The following is a 19,197-nucleotide window of genomic DNA, read 5'->3' on the forward strand; positions in this document are numbered from 1 at the left end:
AATAAGTTATCTACCAAACATTATATCACTCCAAAATAAAAAATCAATATGTTGTGGTAAAATTGTTATTTTTTTATTTTATACACAACATATTGATTTAGTTACTTGCTTTGATAAAGCTTGAAGTGATTGAGTTCTAGGTCCACTTCTTCATAATCTTGAGAAATTTTCTTTTTTATATCTGAATAGAGTTTCACATCTTTATTGACTAAAATAAACTTCGGACTCGCCTCGTTTAAAGCGTTGCGCAATAAAATGCGATTCTCTTCCGTTCCTGTATAGAGCGACGGGCTCAGTAGAGAAATAGTTGATAAACGTTGCGCTTGTTGATAGAGACTTGCTGTATTGTCCCAAGCATAAATACTATCCTTGGCAGTGCTATTTTCACGGATATGTTGGGCTGCCAGATTTCTCTCCGCGGAAACTCCATTGGATAAAATATACTCATTTACAAACGGATAAGCTAGGAGGTAAAGCATCGCAAGCAAAGGTAGAAAGAGTTGCTTGCCCAAGTAACGATTCCAGCTAGAAGCATTGGTAGGCTTGCGGTGGCGTCTTTCATGTCCATCCCTGTCTCCACCTGTATCCAACCACAAGGCCAGCAGGAGCAAGGCAAAAGGCAGGGTTATCAACAACTGATAAGCGCCCTTCTCTGGCAGACCTAAAACTCCAACAAAGCTGATAGGGAGGCCTAATAGCCCAATAAAGCGCATACCACGCGCGTCAGTTGGTTCTTCTTTGAAAGCAAAAGCCGTCATCAGCGCTGTCAAAAAACCTAAACCTAGGAAGAGCAAGCCATAATAGAGTAAATGGTCTAATAAATAGTTGCTATTGAGACGAAAAGCCTCTAGAACATAAGTCACTTGGCTAATCGCCACACCAAAGGAACCATTCAAAACCGTATAGTAGCCCAGTGGATAAAAGACTAAAGAAAAACCTAATAGACCTGCCAGCAACTGGTAAAATCCACGCGCTTTTCGCTTGTCAGCGATACTGTACAGAAGCAAAAACAGCGTTGTCAATGAGTAAAAAAGCAGACTAAAAGCTGGCTCGATTAGAAAAGCCAAGGCTCCAACCATTCCAAAACGAATGAAAGATTCATCGCGGACACGCCCTTGTAAGTACTTCACTAGATGGGACAAACTCCAAAAGATAAATGGAAAGGCAAAAATCATAGAATAAGTTCCGCCAAATCCCAGCGTCAGTACAAACAAATAAAACAAGATTGTAATCTGGCGAGCCAGACCAGTCCTAACCGTTATATGCGTAATTGTTTGGAAGAGATAAATTCCTGCCAAGGTCAGGGCCACTACTTGGAAGAGTAGAAACACTACCGGACCAAGGAACAAATTCCCCAACCAGCTCAGCAAATAGTAGAGGAGACCGCTGGTTCCATATATGTTTGCATAGGCAACCTCTCCCTGAGCCAGCGCCCAGCCAGCGTACAGATTCTGCGACTGCAGGTTGGTAGCTAAGTTAGTCAGTAGAGGGTTGAACACGCTAGTCAGACTGACCAAGATGCTCCACACAAATAATCGAAAGGAGGGAAGCGGCTCGATTACTTTTTCTATCCGCCGTCTCTCATTCGTATTTTGCCAGGTCTCTGCGGACAAAGATACTGAAATTTCCACATTTTCCTGTCGGTTTCTATCATTCATAAAAGTTCTCCTTGATTTCCATACTATATAGTATATCAAAAAGCACTCTTTCTGTCAGCCTTATACTGGCTTCCTTTCTCCTTTTGTCCCTTCTTTGCCAAACGCTCCAAATCGCGAAATCTCAGGTAAACTGGCCGCTTTTCTGGACAAGGAAGCCGATAAATTATTTTTGCCATTTCCATCTTTAACCCTCCCTTGATTCTCTGCTCCCGATTTACTATTCGTAAAATCAAGACACTAATCACAAGAAAGCATGATTTGTAGCTAATATCTCAGCAAAAAACAGAAAAAAGAGGCTGGAACAAAAGTCCTAGCCTCTCAATTGTCTTTGGATTGTCAAGCAAGACGCAGGGGTTGAGTGGGCTCTACTGCGCTGATTTCATCAGCTTTTACAGCCCTACTCAACTGTGCGGAGGTGGGACGACGAAATCGAATTCTAACGAATTACCGATTTCTATCTCACTCTCTTTAAAGTAGCGGAGCAAATAATTGCATGATTTCCTTCAGTAAACGCTGGTACCAGCTATTCTGAAGGGTTTCAAGGGAGATTTCTTTGGAAACATCAAACAAGTCTTCAAAATCCTGCTTAATATCCGCAATCGATTCTGTTTGATACATAAGGACGGCATTTTCATAATGATGCACCAGACTACGGTAGTCAAAATTAATAGTTCCGACCACGGCTAACTCATCATCCGAAATAACGTTCTTACTGTGGATAAAACCAGGAGTGTACTCATAGATCCTAACACCAGCCTCCATCAAGTCTGGATAAGCACCACGAGTGACGATCTGAATCAGCTTTTTATCAGGAATAAATGGCGTCACAATGCGAACATCCACCCCTCTCATAGCTGCGTTTTTGATATCCTCTGTCAAATCATAATCAATAATCAAATAAGGAGTCGTAATATAGACGTAATCAATGGCTTGGTTGATGATATTCTGGTAGACAGCCTTGCCCACCTGTTCCTTATAAATCGGTTTGGGGCCACTACCATACGGGATATAAAGCCCTTTGCCTTCCACTCGCTGGCTATCAAAGTGATAACGGTCAAAGTCTGTAATTTCCCCGCGATTGATGTACCAATTCATCAAAAACAGACGCGTCAAGGCCTTCACTGCACTACCTTCCAGACGGACACCGCCATCTTTCCAATGCCCGAAACGCACGATATGGTTGATATACTCATCTGCCAGATTGATACCGCCTGTATAGCCGACTTGCCCATCCACCACCAAAATCTTGCGGTGGTCACGATTGTTATAGGCCACCGTCATCCGCGGAATCACCTTATTAAACTTATGGGCATCAATTCCCATCTTGCGCAGCCTTTTCGTATAATCTCCCGAAAGGGTTGCCATACAGCCAATATCATCGTAAAGCAGCTTGACTTCAACTCCCTGCTGGACTTTATCTACTAAAATCTCAAGGATACGATTCCACATCAAACCTGGATCAATGATATAAAATTCCAGAAAAATGAATTTCTTGGCCGAACGCAAATCATCTAGCATAGCCTCAAACATCTCTTCGCCAAGGGGGAAATACTGAGAAGCCGTGCCATCGTAGACATCAGCATTGTGATCCATACTCAGCAAAGACTTGACAATGCCAAAGGCTGATTTGTTTTCCTGCTTGAGTTCGACTCGCAGGTCATAGCTATTATCCTCTCGAAACTTCATTGAGTCCATTTTTTCCAGCTGCTGGATTTCTTTTTTGGAAAGGCGTCTCTCCCCAATCATCAGATAAAGCAGAAAACCAAAGACAGGTACGACTGCAAACAAGAGCCAAGTCACCTTGCTTTCGGGAGGCATATTCCGATTGACAATGGTCAAGATAGTCCCAATATATAAAGAAACAATGACAAGGGCTGACAACCAATTAGGCACCAACAGATTAAAATAGAAAAAGGCCGCAAAAACAAGAAATAATTCTAGTAACATGATAATGATGCTGAAACCATACTTGGACATCAGCAAACGAAACTTGCCTAGATCCATCTCAATCCTCCCTCGTTTCATATTTCATCTAGTATAACAATAATTAGCAGCAATTTCAAAATTTTTTCAAAAAAATAGCCTCTAGTCCAAGGTTAAAGGAAGTCCCAACACTCCGTTATTCACAAACGCAAAAAGCTGGAGCGTCTGTCCAGCCTTTTGTAGGATGTTCTTTTTTGAAAATTATTGTTTGGTGAAGACGATTGTGTCGTCATCATCGTTTTCCTGCGACAAATCTTCCAGAGTCAGTTGATTACCCTCTACTCGATAACGTTTAACGTCATCTCCAACAATCATGGTTTGATTGGTTGGAGCAATCTGCACCTGTTCAATTTCCTGGTCACCGTCGCGTTCGACTTTGGTCAGGGTTCCTTTATTTCCAGAAACTTCTAGGGTTAAGGCATCACCTTCATGAGTGGCCTTATAGGTCCCATCTAAGTCACTAGCAGCTGTTTGACTGGAAGTAGAAGCCTCTGAACTACTAGTATTTGCGCTACCGTTTGTATTGCTACTTGCCTTGCTATTTGATGACACTGTCTCAGATGACTGAGAAACAGAGGAACTCACTTGAGATTGAGCAGCCTGATTGGATGGATTTTGACCAGAATTGCCACAAGACACCAATACAAAAGCGGTCATAGCCGTAAGGGCTGAAAGAACTAATTTTTTTGAAACCTTCATTTTGTTTCTCCTTTCTTTGTTCCACTTCCATTTTACCAAACAAGGCTTTCTATGGTCAACTTATACACTCTGGAGGTAGGCTCGAACCTCTGCAATGAAATAGAGTGAGCCCGTTACGAAAAGAACTTGGTCGGCCGTCTGCTCTTGTTTGAAACTCTCAATAAAGGCTCTATAATCAGCCACATATTCAAAGTCCGCAGCTTCTGCCTGCCCCACAGATTCTCCGTAGTCAAAGCTAGTCACCGTCACCTGAACCTCTGGCAGAGCCTCCTGCAAATAGGCCAGCATACCGCTATAATCCTTGCGCTTCAAAGCTCCAAACAGCAGGCTGCATGTCTTGCCCTTCTGCCCCTTGATAAACTCGACCAAACGCGACAAAGCCGGTAAATTATGAGCACCATCCAAATAGATATTCGGGCTAATTTCCTCTAGTCGCCCCGCCCAATGGGTCTTCTGCAAAGAAGAAGGAAGCAGAGAAAAATCAATTTCCCAGTCCATTTGCTTCATAAAAAGCAGAAAGGCCTGCAAAGCCAGCGCTGCATTTTCTTTTTGGTAGGCACCTTGTAATCCCAAGATCAAATGCGATAAAAGCAGGTCTGTATTCTTAAAAGAACGATCAGAAAACCAAAAATCTCGCCCGTATTCATACAAATCCAAGTCCAAGCTTGCTGCCCGCTGCTCACAAACCCGACGAGCCTCCTCCGGCAAGGGGCCTATGATTGCAGAACGACCTTTTTTGAAAATACCAGCCTTCTGCTCTGCAATCGCTGTAAGCGTCTGCCCCAAGGTCTCCTGATGATCCAAGCCCACTGAGGTCACCACTGCAACTTGCCCATCCAAGACATTGGTCGTATCCAAAAGTCCACCAATCCCCACCTCGATGAGAGCCAGATCAACCTGCTCCTCTCTAAAATAAAGAAAGGCCAGCAAGGTCAAGATTTCAAAATAGGATAGCTGGTCGTGAGTCTTGACCAATTCACTCTCCATCTCCTGAATCTGCCGCCCTAAGCGAACAAAATCAGTATCCGAAATCGGCAGTCCATTGATACAAATGCGGTCATGAACACTGACCATATGCGGTGATGTAAAGCTAGCTACTTTTTTCCCCTGATCGGCAAATAAATTCCGCATAAAAGCAATTGTGGAGCCCTTGCCATTGGTTCCCGTCACATGAATGACGGGGTAAGCCCCTTCAGGATTCCCCAGCAAATCTACAGCTCTCTGCATCCGCTCCAGGCCTGAACGAAAGTTCAGGCCAATGCGACCGTTCAACCATTTTTCAATCTCATTCATCACTTTTCCTATATAAAAAGAGAAGCGAAGCAGACTTCAAATGTGAATCGCCACTCGCTTCCCTCTTTTCTATTCGTTAGAAAGAAACTATCTGTAGCCAAGCTGAGATAAACTCACAAGCTGGCTGATTTTCTAGTTTCTAAGCTCAGGCTAAAAAGGTCCCCCGGACCTTCCTCGCTTTCTAGTTTTCAAGCTCGGGCTGAGGCTGGGACAAAAGTCCTAGCCTCTCAATTGTCTTTGGATTGTCGAGCAAGACGCAGTGGTTGAGTGGGCTCTACTACGCTGATTTCATCAGCTTTTACAGCCCTACTCAACTGTGCGGAGGTGGGACGACGAAATCGAATTCTAACGAATTACCAATTTCTGTCCCACTCTCACTCCTCCATAAAGCTGTTGAAGACTTCTTCAATCATATCCCACTCTGCATCAGAGTCTTCTGGGATTGGTTCCAATTCGCCTTCTGTTCCGTCTTCATTTTCTATAAATGAGTAAGCTTGGATTTCAACTTCGCCGTTCTCATCTTCTTCAGCATTGACCGGTACCAAGAGTACGTAATTTTTCCAAACTCTTCTTTGCCATCAATGGTCAAAAGAATTTCAAATAAATTCTCGTTTCCTTGCTCATCTACCAAGGTAATCAATTCAGGTTTTTCCTGTTCGTGGTCATGGTTATGATCGTGTGCCATAATAATTTCCTCAATTCTTTCTAAAAATTTCTATCTAGATAATTCTGTAATATCAGCTGAGCCGCCAATTTGTCAATCACTTTTTTGCGCTTGCTGCGGCTGACATCTGCCTGTTCAATCAGCATGCGCTCAGCAGCCACTGTCGTCAGACGCTCGTCCTGATACTCGACTGGAATTTGGAAAAGCTCGGCAATTTTCTCGCCATAAGCCTTACTCGCTTCCACTCGTGGGCCGCTGGTATTGTTCATGTTTTTAGGGAGGCCAAGCACAAACTTGTCCACCTTATATTGCTCGACAAGCTCTGTCAAACGCTCAAAACCGAACTGCTCTTTTTCCTCATCAATCTGAATGATTTCAAGTCCCTGAGCAGTGAAACCAAGCGGATCGCTAATCGCAACGCCTACCGTTTTCGAGCCGACATCCAGTCCCATAATTCTCATCAGAGGTCAATGCCTTGCCCTTTCAAATAATAACGCACCAGTTCTTCTACGATTTCATCACGTTCGTATTTACGAATCTGGTTTCGAGCATTATTATAACGAGGCACATAAGCAGGATCTCCACTCAGCACGTAACCTACGATTTGATTGATTGGATTGTAACCCTTGTCATTGAGTGACTTGTAGACATCGGTTAAAGTCTCACTAATTTCTTTTTTATTTGAATCATCAAGATTAAAACGTACCGTTTCATCTGTAAATCCCACAATTACACCCTCTTTCTTTAAGAATATGTCTATTATAGCATAATTACAACATTTTCACAAACTTAATCCATGTAAAATTTCTACTTTTTCGACATTTTTTCAACTCTTTACCTCTTCTTCTCATCAAAAAACTAGCCCTTTTTAAAGACTAGTTTTCATCAGACATATTAGGATGGATTGCTAACTTCCTTACCCCCTTCATCTTGGAAGGACTTGATAAATTCTTCTGGCGTCTGGGACTTCATTTGTTTAAAGAGTGGTCCGTAGGTCGGTACCTTAGCAGCAGCATCGTAATCAAGAGTTGTCGGATCGATGATAAAATCAATATCAACAGTGCCCTTTTCAGTCACTTTAACCTGAACTTCAATGCCTTTCACTTGTTCAAGCTTATCGACTCCTGAACTTTGCTTGAAGCTCTTACTCACTTCTTCCTGTAAAGAAGATAAATCTTGACCAGCTAAGTACTCCTTAGCATCTTCTGGTAAATTTTGCGAAATAGCAATATTAACCTTTTCATACTTCTTGCCTTTGTAGGTAACCGTCAAGGTCATCGTTTGATCAAGTCCTTGTACCTTTTGATTTAACTGATAAGACTTGGTAACCGATTTTTCTTTTGACTCACTTTGAACAGACTGGTTGCCACCAGCTTTTCCTCCATTTGACTGTTGTCCACAAGCTGTCAACACCGCCAAACTAGCCATTAAAAGTACTACTGATTTTTTCATTTCTTTCTCCTTTTTGGTTTTCTATGATTGACAAGAAGCTTCCTTACTGTTGCTCCTCAGCTCCGTTCATCAATAAATTATCGATATATTCTTCCGGTGGCATCTGCGTCATTTCTTTTAGATTGCTATTTTTAAAATAGTTTAAAGTAAGTGCCTTTTCGATATCCAAATTGTCAAAATCGTAGGTTGAAGTGATTTTTAGTTCATTTTCATTGAGAATCTGGACATTTCCAGTGAAACCAGCAACTGTTTTGGCTTGGGTATAGTCCGTATCCTTTTGCATTGACTCATCCAAGAGCCGCTGAGTCTCCTCCAGCCCCACTTCTTTAATCGCATTTTTGATGCTATCATCGGTCGGAGTAATTCTCTCCATGATTAGCTTGAGAAACCGTTTCCCTTGATAAGTGATCGTTTGACTAGATTGAATTCCTTGCTCATCTTTTGGAAAAACCAGCTTTTTGGTAATAATTTCCTGCTTTTCAGCCTGAGTGATAATGGGAAGAGTTGTAGTAATCTCCTCTTTTTTCCCTTTTGGCTTGTCTGCTTTCTTTTGAGCACAACCAGTCAAAATCACCGCTGTTAAGCCAAGAATAAGTAAAAATTTTTTCACGTTCCGTCCTCCTCAGAGATATTGTATCATAGTTTAACCGCTTGTCAATGATTTTTATGTGATGAAAATAGGAAAAGAGGCTGGGACAAAAGTCCTAGCCTCTCAATTGTCTTTGGATTGTCGAGCAAGACGCAGTGGTTGAGTGAGCTCTATTACGCTGATTTCATCAGTTTTTACAGCCCTACTCAACTGTGCGGAGGTGGGACGACGAAATCAAATTCTATCGAATTACCGATTTCTGTCACACTCTCTATTTTTATCCATTTATAGAGCTGCCCGTAAGCGAGCTTCTGCATTTTCGACATTGCGCACTGCACGAGGCAAGAAGGCACGGATATCGTCTTCCTTGTAACCAACTTGGAGACGCTTATCATCCACCAAAATCGGACTTTTCAGAATCCGTGGTGTTTCCATGATAATGTCAATGACTTCGTTTACACTCAAATCTTCAATATCAACACCGAGTCCTTTTGCATAACGGTTTTTTGAAGATACAATGCTGGCAATGCCATTTTCAGTTTTTGCTAAAATATCAAGAATTTCTTCTTTGGTAATTCCTTCCTTACCAAGGTTTTGCTCCTTGTAAGTCAATTGATGGGCGTTTAGCCAGGTCTTTGCTTTTTTGCAGCTAGTACAACTTGAAACCGTATAAATTGTGATCATGCAAGTACTCCTTTCGCTACACGATACTACTATCGTAGTATATTATACCACAAAAACCATCGGTCTTGCGACCTATTTTGAAAAATTATTCCTCAATGTCAAAAGCATCATCTAGGTCAAGAGTGACTTCTTCCAACTTTTCAATAGGAGCCTCAGCCTTACCCTTCGCAGTTTCTGCCGCCTCATCATCTTCAATCAAACCGTATCGTACACGGACTTGACGGTCGATTTCGTCAAAGACTTCTGGATGATCAGCCAAGTATTTCTTGGCATTTTCAGAACCTTGGCCGATTTTTTCATCGTTGTAGGAGTACCAAGCACCCGCTTTTTTAATGATATCCAAATCAGTCGCAATCTTAATCAACTCACCTGTCTTAGAAATACCTTCTCCGTACATGATTTCCACAAAGGCTTCCTTGAATGGCGGAGCTACCTTGTTTTTAACGACTTTGATTTTGGTTTCCTTACCAACGTTGGTATCCTTGGCATCGCCAGTACCCTTGATCTGGGTATTACCACGAACATCCAGACGGACAGATGCGTAGAACTTGAGGGCACGTCCACCTGGTGTTGTTTCAGGATTTCCAAACATAACACCAACTTTTTCACGCAACTGGTTGATAAAGATGGCAATCGTCTTGGTTTTGTTGATAGAAGCAGACAGTTTGCGCATGGCTTGGCTCATCATCCGAGCCTGCAAACCAACGTGGCTGTCACCGATATCCCCATCGATTTCCGCACGAGGTACTAGGGCCGCAACCGAGTCGATAACGACCAAATCAACTGCACCAGAATCAATCAATTTACCAGCAATTTCAAGACCTTGTTCCCCAGAATCAGGCTGAGACAGCAGCAATTCATCAATGTTTACACCCAGAGCTGCAGCGTATGACGGATCCAAAGCGTGCTCAGCATCGATAAAGGCTGCAATTCCACCTTCTTTTTGCGCTTGAGCCACCGCGTGAAGGGCAACGGTTGTCTTACCAGAAGACTCTGGACCGTAAATCTCAATAATCCGTCCCTTAGGATAGCCACCCGCACCGAGAGCGATATCCAAAGCCAGAGAGCCTGAACTCATGACTTGAACTTTTTGCTCAGCTCGCTCACCCAGACGCATAATGGCTCCCTTACCGAAGTCTTTTTCAATGTTTTTTAAGGCATTGTCCAAAGCTTTTTGGCGTTCATCTCCAAATTTCTTTGTAATTTCATCCAAATTTTTCTGTTTTTTTGCCATTTATTTCTCCTGTTTTTTCTAAAATGTCTTTTGGCCATCTGTTCATTATACCAAAAATCAGTTCTTTAATAAAGTTTTTCGTACGAGGTTGAAGGCGTGCATGACAGCAATTTTCCGCACATCACGTCGGCTGCGACCAGCAATATTGACCTCAATCATTTCCGTTCCTGATTCACTCGCTAGGCCAATAAAAACTGTCCCAGCTGGATGGCCTTCCAGCGAATCTGGTCCTGCCACGCCTGTCAGACTGACAGCCAAGTCACTCCGAGTCAGCTTTCTAGCCTGCTCTGCCATTTTCCCAGCCGTAAAAGCAGAAACAACGCCGTGCTGCTCCAGCTCTTCCAATGGAATATCCAGCATCCGGCTCTTTTCCTCCATGCTGTAGGTGACAAAGCCACCTGAAAAAATGGAAGAAGCTCCAGCAAAATCAGCCAAGGTGGCCTGAAAGAGTCCTGCTGTCAGACTCTCCGCCGCCGAAATCGTCTTTCCTTGACTCTTGAGCAAGTCAAAGGCCACTTGAGCAAGCGAATTGTCGTCTCCATAACCGTAGAAAATCTCAGACAAAGGCTGTCCCTCAAAAGTCTGATGCGCCAAAATAGACTTTTCCACAGCCTCAAACTTGGCATCAGCTTCTGCCTGACTCAAAGCCTTGGTGGACAATCGCAAGGTCACTTCGCCCGTCTTTGCATAAGGTGCAATGGTCGGATCGCTTTGTTGCTCAATCATCTCGGCCAAAATAGTTACCAGCTGACTCTCGCCAATACCGAAGAAGCGGAGCACCCGTGAATACAATTTCTGTCCTGTGGATAGGAGGGGAACCAGCTCGTTATTGACCATAGGTTTGAGCTCGCTAGGTGGGCCAGGCAGGACCACATAGGTCACTCCGTCGGCTTCTAATAAACCGCCAACAGCTAAGCCAGTCGCATTTGGTAGCGGAGTCGAGCCTGTCACCAGCTGGGCCTGACGTTCATTGTTGGGCGTTCGGGCATAGTCCGGTCGGCTAGCAAAAAAACGATCTAACTTTTCCACAGCCGCTGGATCGAAGCTCAAATCTCGACCGACAAATTTAGCCAAGGTCTGCTTGGTCAAATCATCCTCTGTTGGTCCCAATCCCCCTGTCAGGATAATTAAATCACTGCGCTCTTTGGCAATTTCTAGGACAGAGAGAAGACGATTTTCATTGTCCCCCACTGCCGTCTGAAAATAGACATCAACTCCTAGACTAGCTAGCTTTTCAGATAAAAACTGGGCATTGGTATTGACAATCTGACCTGTCAGAATCTCTGTGCCCACAGCAATAATTTCTGCTTTCATAGAACCTCCTACCTTACTATTCGGAATTGGCTTTATTTTATCACAAAAAAGAGTAAAAAAGTTGATTTTCATGTCTGGAAATAAAAAGAGCTGTCAACTTTATTGACAAAGTTGTCAACATCCTGTGGATAACTTTTGAAATTCTGTTTGTTATGGAGAATAACTGCCTTGTTAGGCAGATGCTATTGGCAAAGGAGACTTTTCTTTTTATAATAAAAATGAAAAGGATGGAAAGAAAAATTATTTATGTTATTAGAAAGGGAATCATCATGAAAATCTCTCAAGTTCTCAAAGACATTCGTCAACAACATCAACTCACTCAGGAAGCCTTAGCAGAAAGACTCAAGGTTTCCCGCTCCGCCATTGCCCGCTGGGAAAGCGAAAAAGGTATCCCTGATATTGGAAATCTCATCGCTATCAGTCGGGAGTTTGATATCAGCCTGGACACACTCATCAAGGAGGATGGGCGCTTGGAGAAAAAGGTTATCGAAGACAGTAAGGCTAAGAAATGGCATTATTTAGTCATTCTCTACCTTTTTTCCATCTTGGTTTATATTGGTGTCTTTGCTTACTTGCACCATATCTTTATGGCTGGCTTCCTCGTCTCTACCCTCTTCATGCTTTTTTACGAGCTACGCATCTTTATCAAGGAAAAGATTTGGATGCAGAAAGAGGAATAAGAATATTCACAGGCTATAGAAAAAGCCTAGACAAGATATTTGTCTAGGTTTCTTTCTCGTCATTTTTTAACTTACTTTCATAGCGGAGACGGATGGTCGGCTCTCCGCGAAGGCTCAATCCCGCCTTTTCCCACATCAGGGTCATCCCAATTTTTTCTAAAACTCCTTGACTAGCAAGATTAGGCTTAGTCGTGTGGGCAAGAAATATCTTTACCCCCGGCATGTTCTGAGCCAATTCTTTCAAGGCTAAGGCTGCTTCAGTTGCGTAGCCTTTTCTATGATAGTTAGCATTGACAGTATAGCCTATTTCCGCCGTTTCTTGTTCCGTATCTATTCGAAGAGAGATATTACCAATTAATTTGCCTTCAGATTTTAACTCAATACCGTAGCGACCCAAAGGAGCGCTTAAATTATATAAAACAAGACTCTCTCGGCTCTCTTCTATGCTTTGGTGCTCTGGATAATCATATTTTAATAATTCTCCATCTGAAGTATATTCATGATAATCCAACAAATCATCCATAGTCATGGGACGTAGGAGGAGACGCTCCGTCTCCAAGATACGATTCTCCGCTAAATATACTAAGGCTTTATTATCCATCCTTCATTTCCTTTCTGAATAATCTTAAAAATGACTAAATCACAATATCTTCTTTTTATTGACTTAGCAGTCTACTGGCTTATTGAAAAAATTGTAATCACAAAAGCAATGATATTATTGCAACAATGAAGGGCAATTGGATACCAGATATTTTTGTCCTTTCTCAGATACAGGAGCGAGAGAAGAAGACCTCCGGCAATATAGGAAATAGCTGTCACCCACTCTGATAAGTCCCAGCTGTGCATATGAAGGGTGGCAAATAGAAAGGTTGTTAAGACAATACCGAGCCCGTCAGAGAATTTTGCCAAGAAGCTGCCTAGGAAAAAGCGACGGAAGAAAAACTCTTCAACGATTGGCCCAATAAAGCAGCCGATAAGCAAGATTAGAAAGGGATTTTTCAACAAGGCACCTTGAATATTGGCTTCATTCTGTCCCTGCAGTGGCAAGTCCAGACTATACTTGATGAAGGCTGAAAGAAAGTTGCAGGCAATGGACAGGAGGAAAACAAAGACCATATACAAGGAAATCGTTTTTAGAAATTCCTTCTTTTTAGTCAGAATCAAGGCTAGCTGCTCCTTTAATTCTTCCCGATAAGCTAAGATTCCCAAAATAAATAAAAGGAAATAAACTGGGTAAATCAACCAATTTATCCCAAGCAGTTCCAAGCCTCTACCTAAAAAGAAGATTGTATAGAGGGTGATAAAAATAAGGAGAAATTTTCTTGTTTTCATTGTTCTACTTCCAATCACAATCATTTTCATGGTCATTGATAAGGCCAGCTGCTTCTAGGAATGAATAGGCACAAACTGGACCGACAAATTTGAAGCCCTGCTTTTTCAGCGCCTTGGACATAGTTTCTGACAACTCTGTCTTAGTAGGTGCTTCCTTGTAGTTCGTAATTTGATTGTCAATCGTTTTGAAATCAACAAAGGACCAGACAAAGTCATTAAAAGAGCTAAACTGCTTTTGAACAGCCAAAAAAGCTTGGGCATTGGCCCTGGTCGCATAGATTTTCATCTTATTACGGACGATATTAGGATTATCCAAAAGAGCATCCAAGTCTGCATCCGTCATTTGGGCAATTTTCTGGGCGTCATAGAAATGAAAAGCTTCTCGAAAAGCTTGACGCTTATTGAGAATGGTCTCCCAAGAAAGCCCAGCCTGATAGGTCTCCATGCAGAGCAGTTCAAATAATTTCTGATCATCATGGAGAGGTTTGCCCCACTCCTCATCATGGTAGGCTACATACAAGAGGTTGTTCATCTTTACCCAGCCACAGCGTTTTGTCATATCTTCCTCCTATTTCACCAACATCTTAAGGGCAGACTTGATATAGTTTTCTGCTGTATCCGTTGTTCCTTCAAAGAATTTCTTGATTTTCTTGAGCTCAGCAGCTTTGTAGCCTAAAGCCAGCATAGCTTCCATGGCTTCCTCTAGCTCCTGATTATCCACAGTCCGGACGGGCGCCTTGCTTTCTGTCGGACCATCCGCCGCCACTACCTTGCCTTCTAAGTCCAGCACCATCTGCTGGGCTGTCTTCTTGCCAATCTTAGGAAACTTGGTCAGGTAGGTGATGTTTTTCTGCTCAATGGCTTGTACCAAGCCAGCATTATCATCAGCCGCAATAATAGCCAGGGCAGACACTGGGCCAATACCTGAGACTGAAATCAAGTTGAGAAAAAGTTGCTTCTCCTCCTCGGTTGCAAAACCATATAAGAGTTCCGCATCTTCTCTTACCACCTGGTGAACATAGACCTTAGCTTCCTGATGGAGATGTCCTGAGTAAGCATAAGGGTTGGCCACATGAAGAATATATCCGATAGAGTTGACTTCCAATACAATATATTTAGCTGTAATTTTGCTGATGATTCCTTTAAAATATTCGTACATAATCTTCCTTCTTTTTATATCATTTTGCCTATCTAGTATATCATATTTTGAGTCTGGAAACTGCAAATAGAAGTGCAACCGGTAGTTGACAAAATGTACAGGAAGCTGTATTCTCAAGATGACTAAAAGCTGTTAGGATAGAGTTAGCAAAGAAAAGGAGGCCGTCACGATGAAACTCGCTGATAAATTATTTGAACTAAGAAAAGAAAAAGGCTGGTCACAAGAAAAACTGGCTGAACAAATCAATGTCTCTCGCCAGAGCATTTCCAAGTGGGAATCTGGCCAAGCGCTGCCAGAGCTGGAAAAAATTGTAGAACTGAGCAAGATTTTCCAGGTGACGACAGATTATCTGCTTTTAGAAGACAGCGACAAGCCGGAAATAAAACCCATCCTCTCAGAAGACGAAAAAGACCGCTACTATAAGCAAGTAAAATCTTATGGCTTCTGGCATATTTTGTATATTCTTGTATCAGCCTTGGCTATTTATCTCTTTTCCGCAGGTTCTATCTTTCCAGCAAAATTCACTGCCCTAGTCTGGCTAACTTTTTTCCTCCTAGTCGCATCAGCAATGGCTATTAACAAGGCGCTAAAGATTAAGGAAAAGTATCTGGACAAGGTTATCGGCTTTGATGAGGATTCTAAGAAAGAAGGTGCTAAAGATGAAACTAAAAACTGATAATTCCTTACCTGTCAAAACGCGTCTGAAAGAACTCTTTGACGACTGGCTCTTTATCTCAGGCTACCTCATTGCTCTTTTTTTACTAGCTATAGGCTTTTACAATCTAGTTCTAGGAGGCATTCCTGCATTCACTGAAGCTCAGAGCCAACTTCTGGATTTTTCTACCTCAGTCCTTCCTCTATCTATCATCTTTGCTTGGTTAGACTATAGAAAAGGAAGTTTTGGCAAGCGTTGGGCAGGTTTACAGTTGGTTTACAAGCATAGGAGCCTTGCTCACAGCCTTTTGCGCTCTGCTATCAAGTTTTTCCCTTGGCAGCTGGGACATATGGGAGCTATCCGTAGTGCTTATCAAGCAGATACCCTGTCAATTTTCTTGTCAACATCAGCAGGGATTCTCTTCTTGATCTTTCTGCTGATGGGACTGCTCCGCAAGGACAAACGTCATCCAGCTGATTTGCTTGCTGGAACACAAGTTCAGCTTAACAATTCAAAACGAGGCTGGGACAAAAGTCCTAGCCTCTCAATTGTTTTTGGATTGTCGAGCAAGACGCAGTGATTGAGTGGGCTCTACTACGCTGATTTCATCAGTTTTTACAGCCCTACTCAACTGTGCGGAGGTGGCACGACGAAATCGAATTCTAACGAATTACCGATTTCTGTCCCACTCTCGTTTGATCTTCTATACAGTTTAGTATTTCCCTAACTCCCGCAGGCTAGTGTGATTTTCCTGAATACGGCGGAACATTTTTTCCATATCCGACTTGGTAAAGTTGACCAAGACCGGCCGGCCGTGTGGGCAGTTATAGGGATTGTCACACTGGGACAGCTGAAAGAGCAAGTCACGCGCAGAGTAGTCATCCAGACTGTGATTGGCCTTGATGGAGCGTTTGCAGCTCATCATAATGGCCAGCTCTGCCCGATATTTCTTGATGGAAACTTCCTTGGTCAGGAGAAGCATATCACACATTTCATAGATGCCGGCTTCAATCTCCTCTTCCTTGAACCAAATGGGATGCTCGCGGAGGATAAACTGATTGGCTCCGTACTCTTCTAAAAAGATGCCAGCATCTTCTAACAACTCCATCCGCTGCTTGATTCGCAACATATCATCCGCTGGAAATTCAAAGATATGAGGTACTAAGAGCTGCTGCTGGCTATTGTCCACATCCCCAATCTTCTCCCGATAATACTCATACTTGACTCGCTCTTGGGCGGCATGTTGGTCAATAATGTAAAGACCGCCCTTGCCCTGAGCAAAGAGATAGGTACCATGCATCTGGCCGAAATATTCTAACTCTGGGAAGCTTGACTTCTCTTCTTGTTCCAACTTATCCACAGCCCGCTCCAGACTAGCCTGATCTAGCTCTGGATGGTCTAGTTGGTCATGGCTGGCAGGCTTTCTCTCTGCAAATTTGACCGAAGTCGATTGTGGCAGTTCTGCTTTTTCATCTGTCGCTTCATGGACAGGCTCCGCTGATTCTTCAAAGAATAGCTGCTGCTCAGCCACCTGCGGCTTGAGGAAGAAATCATTCTGCTCCCTATCGTAGTAGAGGCGATTTTCTTTCAGCGGAAGACTGGTCTGTTCGGGCTTAGTCGCACGCTTAACAGTTGATTTGGCTAGATTTTCCAAAGCATCCGGAATCAGGTCTTGCTCCTTGAGACTAGTCGCAATGGCTTGTGAAATCAAGGTCATGAGTTCCCGCTCTTTAGAAATCCGCACCTCTTGCTTGGTCGGATGGACATTGACATCGGCCAGATAGGGGTCAATCTGAATATTGATGACCGCTAGTGGAAAGCGGCCTACCATAAGCTTGCTGCCGTAGCCATCCAAAATAGCACGATTGAGCAGGAAATTCTTGATATAACGGCCGTTGATGAGAATCGTAATATAATTACGATTTGCCCGAGTCAGCTCAGGCAGACTGACATAGCCGCTCACTTCAAAATCCAGATCTGAAGCAGAGATTTCCACCATTTTCTTGGCTGTTGCCAGACCATAGATACCCGCAATAGCCTGACGCAGATTGCCACTGCCGGCAGTCCGTGTCATTTCGCGGCCGTCACTGATAAGGGTGAAAGCCACTTCCGGATGGGCCAGACTAAGCCGATTAATCACATCAACAATATGGGACAGCTCAGCCTGCTGGCTCTTCATATACTTGAGCCGGGCTGGAGTATTGAAGAAGAGATCTTCTATCTTGATTTTCGTTCCTACCGGACTGCTGGTCGGCTCATGCTCTTCAATCTCACCGCCTTGGGCAACTAGTAGAGTCCCATGCTGGCCAGATTCAGTCGCTGTTTCAATGGTAAAACGTGAGACAGAAGCAATGGAAGGAATGGCCTCACCACGAAAACCCAGCGTCCGAATCCGAAAGAGATCCGCTTGCTTCTTGATTTTACTGGTAGCATGGCGTCGAAGGGCCAGAGGGACATCTTGGTGGTCAATGCCCTCGCCATTATCCGTCACCTGAATGCTCTTGAGTCCAGCTTCTTCGATTTCGATCGTAATCTGACTGGCACCCGCATCAATTGAGTTCTCCACTAGCTCCTTGACCACGCTGCTAGGCCGTTCAATGACTTCACCGGCCGCAATCTGATTGGCTAGAATTTCTGGAAGTTCGATAATTTTTGACATCTTGTTCTCCGTATTTGTTCTGCTATCTATTATAACACATTGGGCTCTTTCTAGCAGAAGGCAGCCTTTTCTTGACCATTCTGTCCGTCAGCCAAACCATATAGACACAAATAGCTGCCACATGGACAAAAGGGCTTGTTTTCTCTGCTTGGTTGCGGTTTAATAAAGGTGAAAGGAGGAAGTTATGAAAGTTAAGCTAAGAATCGATTCTCAAGTCTCAGAAGACTCTATCAGCATTGAGGCCCGCCTCATGACAGAAAGCATTCAGGAACTGGTCCACTTTGCTCAAGATCTAGGCAAAGTGGACAAGATTCATGTCAAGAAAGAAGATGAAATCTATCTGCTGGACACTAAGGAAATCCACCGAATCTACACAGAAAATCGTCAGGTTCGGGTCCGAACAGCAAAAGACAGCTATCGAGCTCAACAAGCTCTTTATCAGTTGCTGCAGATCCTGCCGGACTATTTTCTGCAGATTTCTCAATCGGAGATTATCAACAGTCTACAAATCAGCCATCTCAAGCTGACTCCAAATGGTCTGATTCAAATATTTCTGAAAAACGGCGACCAGACTTACTCGTCCCGCCGTTATCTCAAATCTATCAAAGAAAGGTTGCAATTATGAAAACTCGTCTTAAAGAACTCTTTTTCGGAGGAATTGGAGGGATTTTTATCGGTCTCTTCTTATCCATGATTGTTTCTTATTTTTACAATCCAGCTTATCTACCGCTGCACCCTGACTCGCCTATCGGCCACTTCTTTTTGAGCCAGCATGTCCATGTTTCCCTCATCATGCTCTACTGCATGCTTATCTGGTTTATCATGGGAGCTATTTTCAGATGGAGCGGAAGCTTCTTCCAAAGAGACTGGAGCATCCTGCGCTCCATCGTCAGCCACTATGGTGTGATGATTCTGACCTTTGCACTTTTGGCAAATCTAGCCGGATTTTTCCCAAGAGAAAAAATACTCAGCCTGACACTGACTGCCGTTGGGGAATTCACCCTCATTTATCTGATTATTTCAGGAATCATCTACTACCGCACCTACCGCAACATTCAAAAAATCAATAGCGGCTTGTCTAGCAAATCGTGAGAAACACAAAGAGCGAGAGTGGGACAGAAATCGGTAATTCGTTAGAATTC

22 protein-coding genes and 1 pseudogene are annotated in these 19,197 nt (G+C 43.2%); 5 read left to right on the top strand and 18 right to left on the bottom strand.

All coding sequences use genetic code 11. From position 1 onward, the window contains the following. Positions 1-101: 101 nt before the first annotated feature. The 13 genes and pseudogenes from I872_RS09855 to I872_RS09910 all read right to left on the bottom strand — a co-directional run bounded on the left by I872_RS09855 (position 102) and on the right by I872_RS09910 (position 11,570). Positions 102-1,658: a glycosyltransferase family protein gene (locus tag I872_RS09855; protein WP_015605943.1), complete on the bottom strand. Its 1,557-nt coding sequence runs from the start codon at positions 1,656-1,658 to the stop codon at positions 102-104. Positions 1,659-1,693: 35 nt separating this feature from the next. After that, positions 1,694-1,834 (bottom strand): hypothetical protein, encoded by a 141-nt coding sequence (locus I872_RS12045; protein ID WP_167320503.1) that lies wholly within the window; start codon positions 1,832-1,834, stop codon positions 1,694-1,696. A gap of 292 nt (positions 1,835-2,126) precedes the next feature. After that, positions 2,127-3,662 (bottom strand): cardiolipin synthase, encoded by a 1,536-nt coding sequence (gene cls, locus I872_RS09860; RefSeq protein WP_015605944.1) that lies wholly within the window; start codon positions 3,660-3,662, stop codon positions 2,127-2,129. A gap of 180 nt (positions 3,663-3,842) precedes the next feature. Next, positions 3,843-4,340, bottom strand: a complete 498-nt coding sequence (locus tag I872_RS09865; protein ID WP_015605945.1) for an SP_0198 family lipoprotein — start codon at positions 4,338-4,340, stop codon at positions 3,843-3,845. A gap of 60 nt (positions 4,341-4,400) precedes the next feature. Next, the gene (locus I872_RS09870; RefSeq protein ID WP_015605946.1) at positions 4,401-5,633 is read right to left on the bottom strand and encodes a bifunctional folylpolyglutamate synthase/dihydrofolate synthase; all 1,233 of its coding nucleotides are present in this window, start codon (positions 5,631-5,633) and stop codon (positions 4,401-4,403) included. Between the two features lie 374 nt (positions 5,634-6,007). Continuing rightward, a pseudogene (locus I872_RS09875) lies at positions 6,008-6,318 on the bottom strand (DUF1292 domain-containing protein). Positions 6,319-6,338: 20 nt separating this feature from the next. Further along, entirely contained in the window at positions 6,339-6,758 is a 420-nt protein-coding gene (gene ruvX / locus I872_RS09880; protein ID WP_015605947.1) for a Holliday junction resolvase RuvX, read from the bottom strand. Continuing rightward, entirely contained in the window at positions 6,758-7,024 is a 267-nt protein-coding gene (locus tag I872_RS09885; RefSeq protein WP_005592119.1) for an IreB family regulatory phosphoprotein, read from the bottom strand. Before I872_RS09885 ends, ruvX begins: the two co-directional genes overlap by 1 nt. 167 nt (positions 7,025-7,191) lie before the next feature. After that, the gene (locus I872_RS09890; RefSeq protein ID WP_015605948.1) at positions 7,192-7,749 is read right to left on the bottom strand and encodes an SP0191 family lipoprotein; all 558 of its coding nucleotides are present in this window, start codon (positions 7,747-7,749) and stop codon (positions 7,192-7,194) included. Positions 7,750-7,792: 43 nt separating this feature from the next. Next, positions 7,793-8,359 (bottom strand): SP0191 family lipoprotein, encoded by a 567-nt coding sequence (locus I872_RS09895; RefSeq protein ID WP_015605949.1) that lies wholly within the window; start codon positions 8,357-8,359, stop codon positions 7,793-7,795. A gap of 264 nt (positions 8,360-8,623) precedes the next feature. Beyond that, positions 8,624-9,022, bottom strand: a complete 399-nt coding sequence (gene spx, locus I872_RS09900; protein ID WP_015605950.1) for a transcriptional regulator Spx — start codon at positions 9,020-9,022, stop codon at positions 8,624-8,626. An 85-nt stretch (positions 9,023-9,107) separates the two neighbouring features. Beyond that, positions 9,108-10,256 (bottom strand): recombinase RecA, encoded by a 1,149-nt coding sequence (gene recA, locus I872_RS09905; protein ID WP_015605951.1) that lies wholly within the window; start codon positions 10,254-10,256, stop codon positions 9,108-9,110. 57 nt (positions 10,257-10,313) lie between these two features. Beyond that, positions 10,314-11,570: a competence/damage-inducible protein A gene (locus tag I872_RS09910; protein ID WP_015605952.1), complete on the bottom strand. Its 1,257-nt coding sequence runs from the start codon at positions 11,568-11,570 to the stop codon at positions 10,314-10,316. Between the two features lie 269 nt (positions 11,571-11,839). On the opposite strand from I872_RS09910, the gene I872_RS09915 reads away from it, so the two are divergent. Beyond that, on the top strand, positions 11,840-12,250 hold the full coding sequence (locus I872_RS09915; protein ID WP_041826926.1) for a helix-turn-helix domain-containing protein: 411 nt from the start codon (positions 11,840-11,842) through the stop codon (positions 12,248-12,250). Between the two features lie 43 nt (positions 12,251-12,293). Here I872_RS09915 and I872_RS09920 read toward each other — a convergent pair whose 3' ends face one another. The 4 genes from I872_RS09920 to ruvA form a co-directional block, all read right to left on the bottom strand. Then, complete coding sequence (locus tag I872_RS09920) at positions 12,294-12,851, bottom strand: GNAT family N-acetyltransferase (protein ID WP_015605954.1); 558 nt, start codon at positions 12,849-12,851, stop codon at positions 12,294-12,296. Positions 12,852-12,922: 71 nt separating this feature from the next. Beyond that, positions 12,923-13,582: a CPBP family glutamic-type intramembrane protease gene (locus I872_RS09925; RefSeq protein ID WP_015605955.1), complete on the bottom strand. Its 660-nt coding sequence runs from the start codon at positions 13,580-13,582 to the stop codon at positions 12,923-12,925. Positions 13,583-13,586: 4 nt separating this feature from the next. After that, entirely contained in the window at positions 13,587-14,141 is a 555-nt protein-coding gene (locus tag I872_RS09930; RefSeq protein WP_015605956.1) for a DNA-3-methyladenine glycosylase I, read from the bottom strand. Positions 14,142-14,150: 9 nt separating this feature from the next. Continuing rightward, complete coding sequence (ruvA, locus tag I872_RS09935) at positions 14,151-14,741, bottom strand: Holliday junction branch migration protein RuvA (RefSeq protein WP_015605957.1); 591 nt, start codon at positions 14,739-14,741, stop codon at positions 14,151-14,153. A 169-nt stretch (positions 14,742-14,910) separates the two neighbouring features. Here ruvA and I872_RS09940 point away from each other — a divergent pair, with 169 nt between their 5' ends. Continuing rightward, a complete protein-coding gene (locus I872_RS09940; protein WP_015605958.1) occupies positions 14,911-15,417 on the top strand; it encodes a helix-turn-helix domain-containing protein in 507 nt (168 codons plus the stop codon). Further along, positions 15,401-15,976: an RDD family protein gene (locus I872_RS09945; protein ID WP_015605959.1), complete on the top strand. Its 576-nt coding sequence runs from the start codon at positions 15,401-15,403 to the stop codon at positions 15,974-15,976. Before I872_RS09940 ends, I872_RS09945 begins: the two co-directional genes overlap by 17 nt. A gap of 132 nt (positions 15,977-16,108) precedes the next feature. Here I872_RS09945 and mutL read toward each other — a convergent pair whose 3' ends face one another. Beyond that, the gene (gene mutL, locus I872_RS09950) at positions 16,109-18,055 is read right to left on the bottom strand and encodes a DNA mismatch repair endonuclease MutL (RefSeq protein WP_015605960.1); all 1,947 of its coding nucleotides are present in this window, start codon (positions 18,053-18,055) and stop codon (positions 16,109-16,111) included. Between the two features lie 184 nt (positions 18,056-18,239). On the opposite strand from mutL, the gene I872_RS09955 reads away from it, so the two are divergent. Together I872_RS09955 and I872_RS09960 are read left to right on the top strand one after the other, a co-directional pair. Then, positions 18,240-18,680, top strand: a complete 441-nt coding sequence (locus I872_RS09955; protein WP_015605961.1) for a LytTR family DNA-binding domain-containing protein — start codon at positions 18,240-18,242, stop codon at positions 18,678-18,680. Continuing rightward, a complete protein-coding gene (locus tag I872_RS09960) occupies positions 18,677-19,147 on the top strand; it encodes a DUF3021 family protein (protein WP_015605962.1) in 471 nt (156 codons plus the stop codon). The genes I872_RS09955 and I872_RS09960 overlap by 4 nt, the downstream gene beginning before the upstream one ends. The last annotated feature ends 50 nt before the right edge of the window (positions 19,148-19,197 follow it).

Origin of the sequence: Streptococcus cristatus AS 1.3089, assembly GCF_000385925.1 — a bacterium.
In the GTDB taxonomy this organism is placed as follows: domain Bacteria; phylum Bacillota; class Bacilli; order Lactobacillales; family Streptococcaceae; genus Streptococcus; species Streptococcus cristatus_B.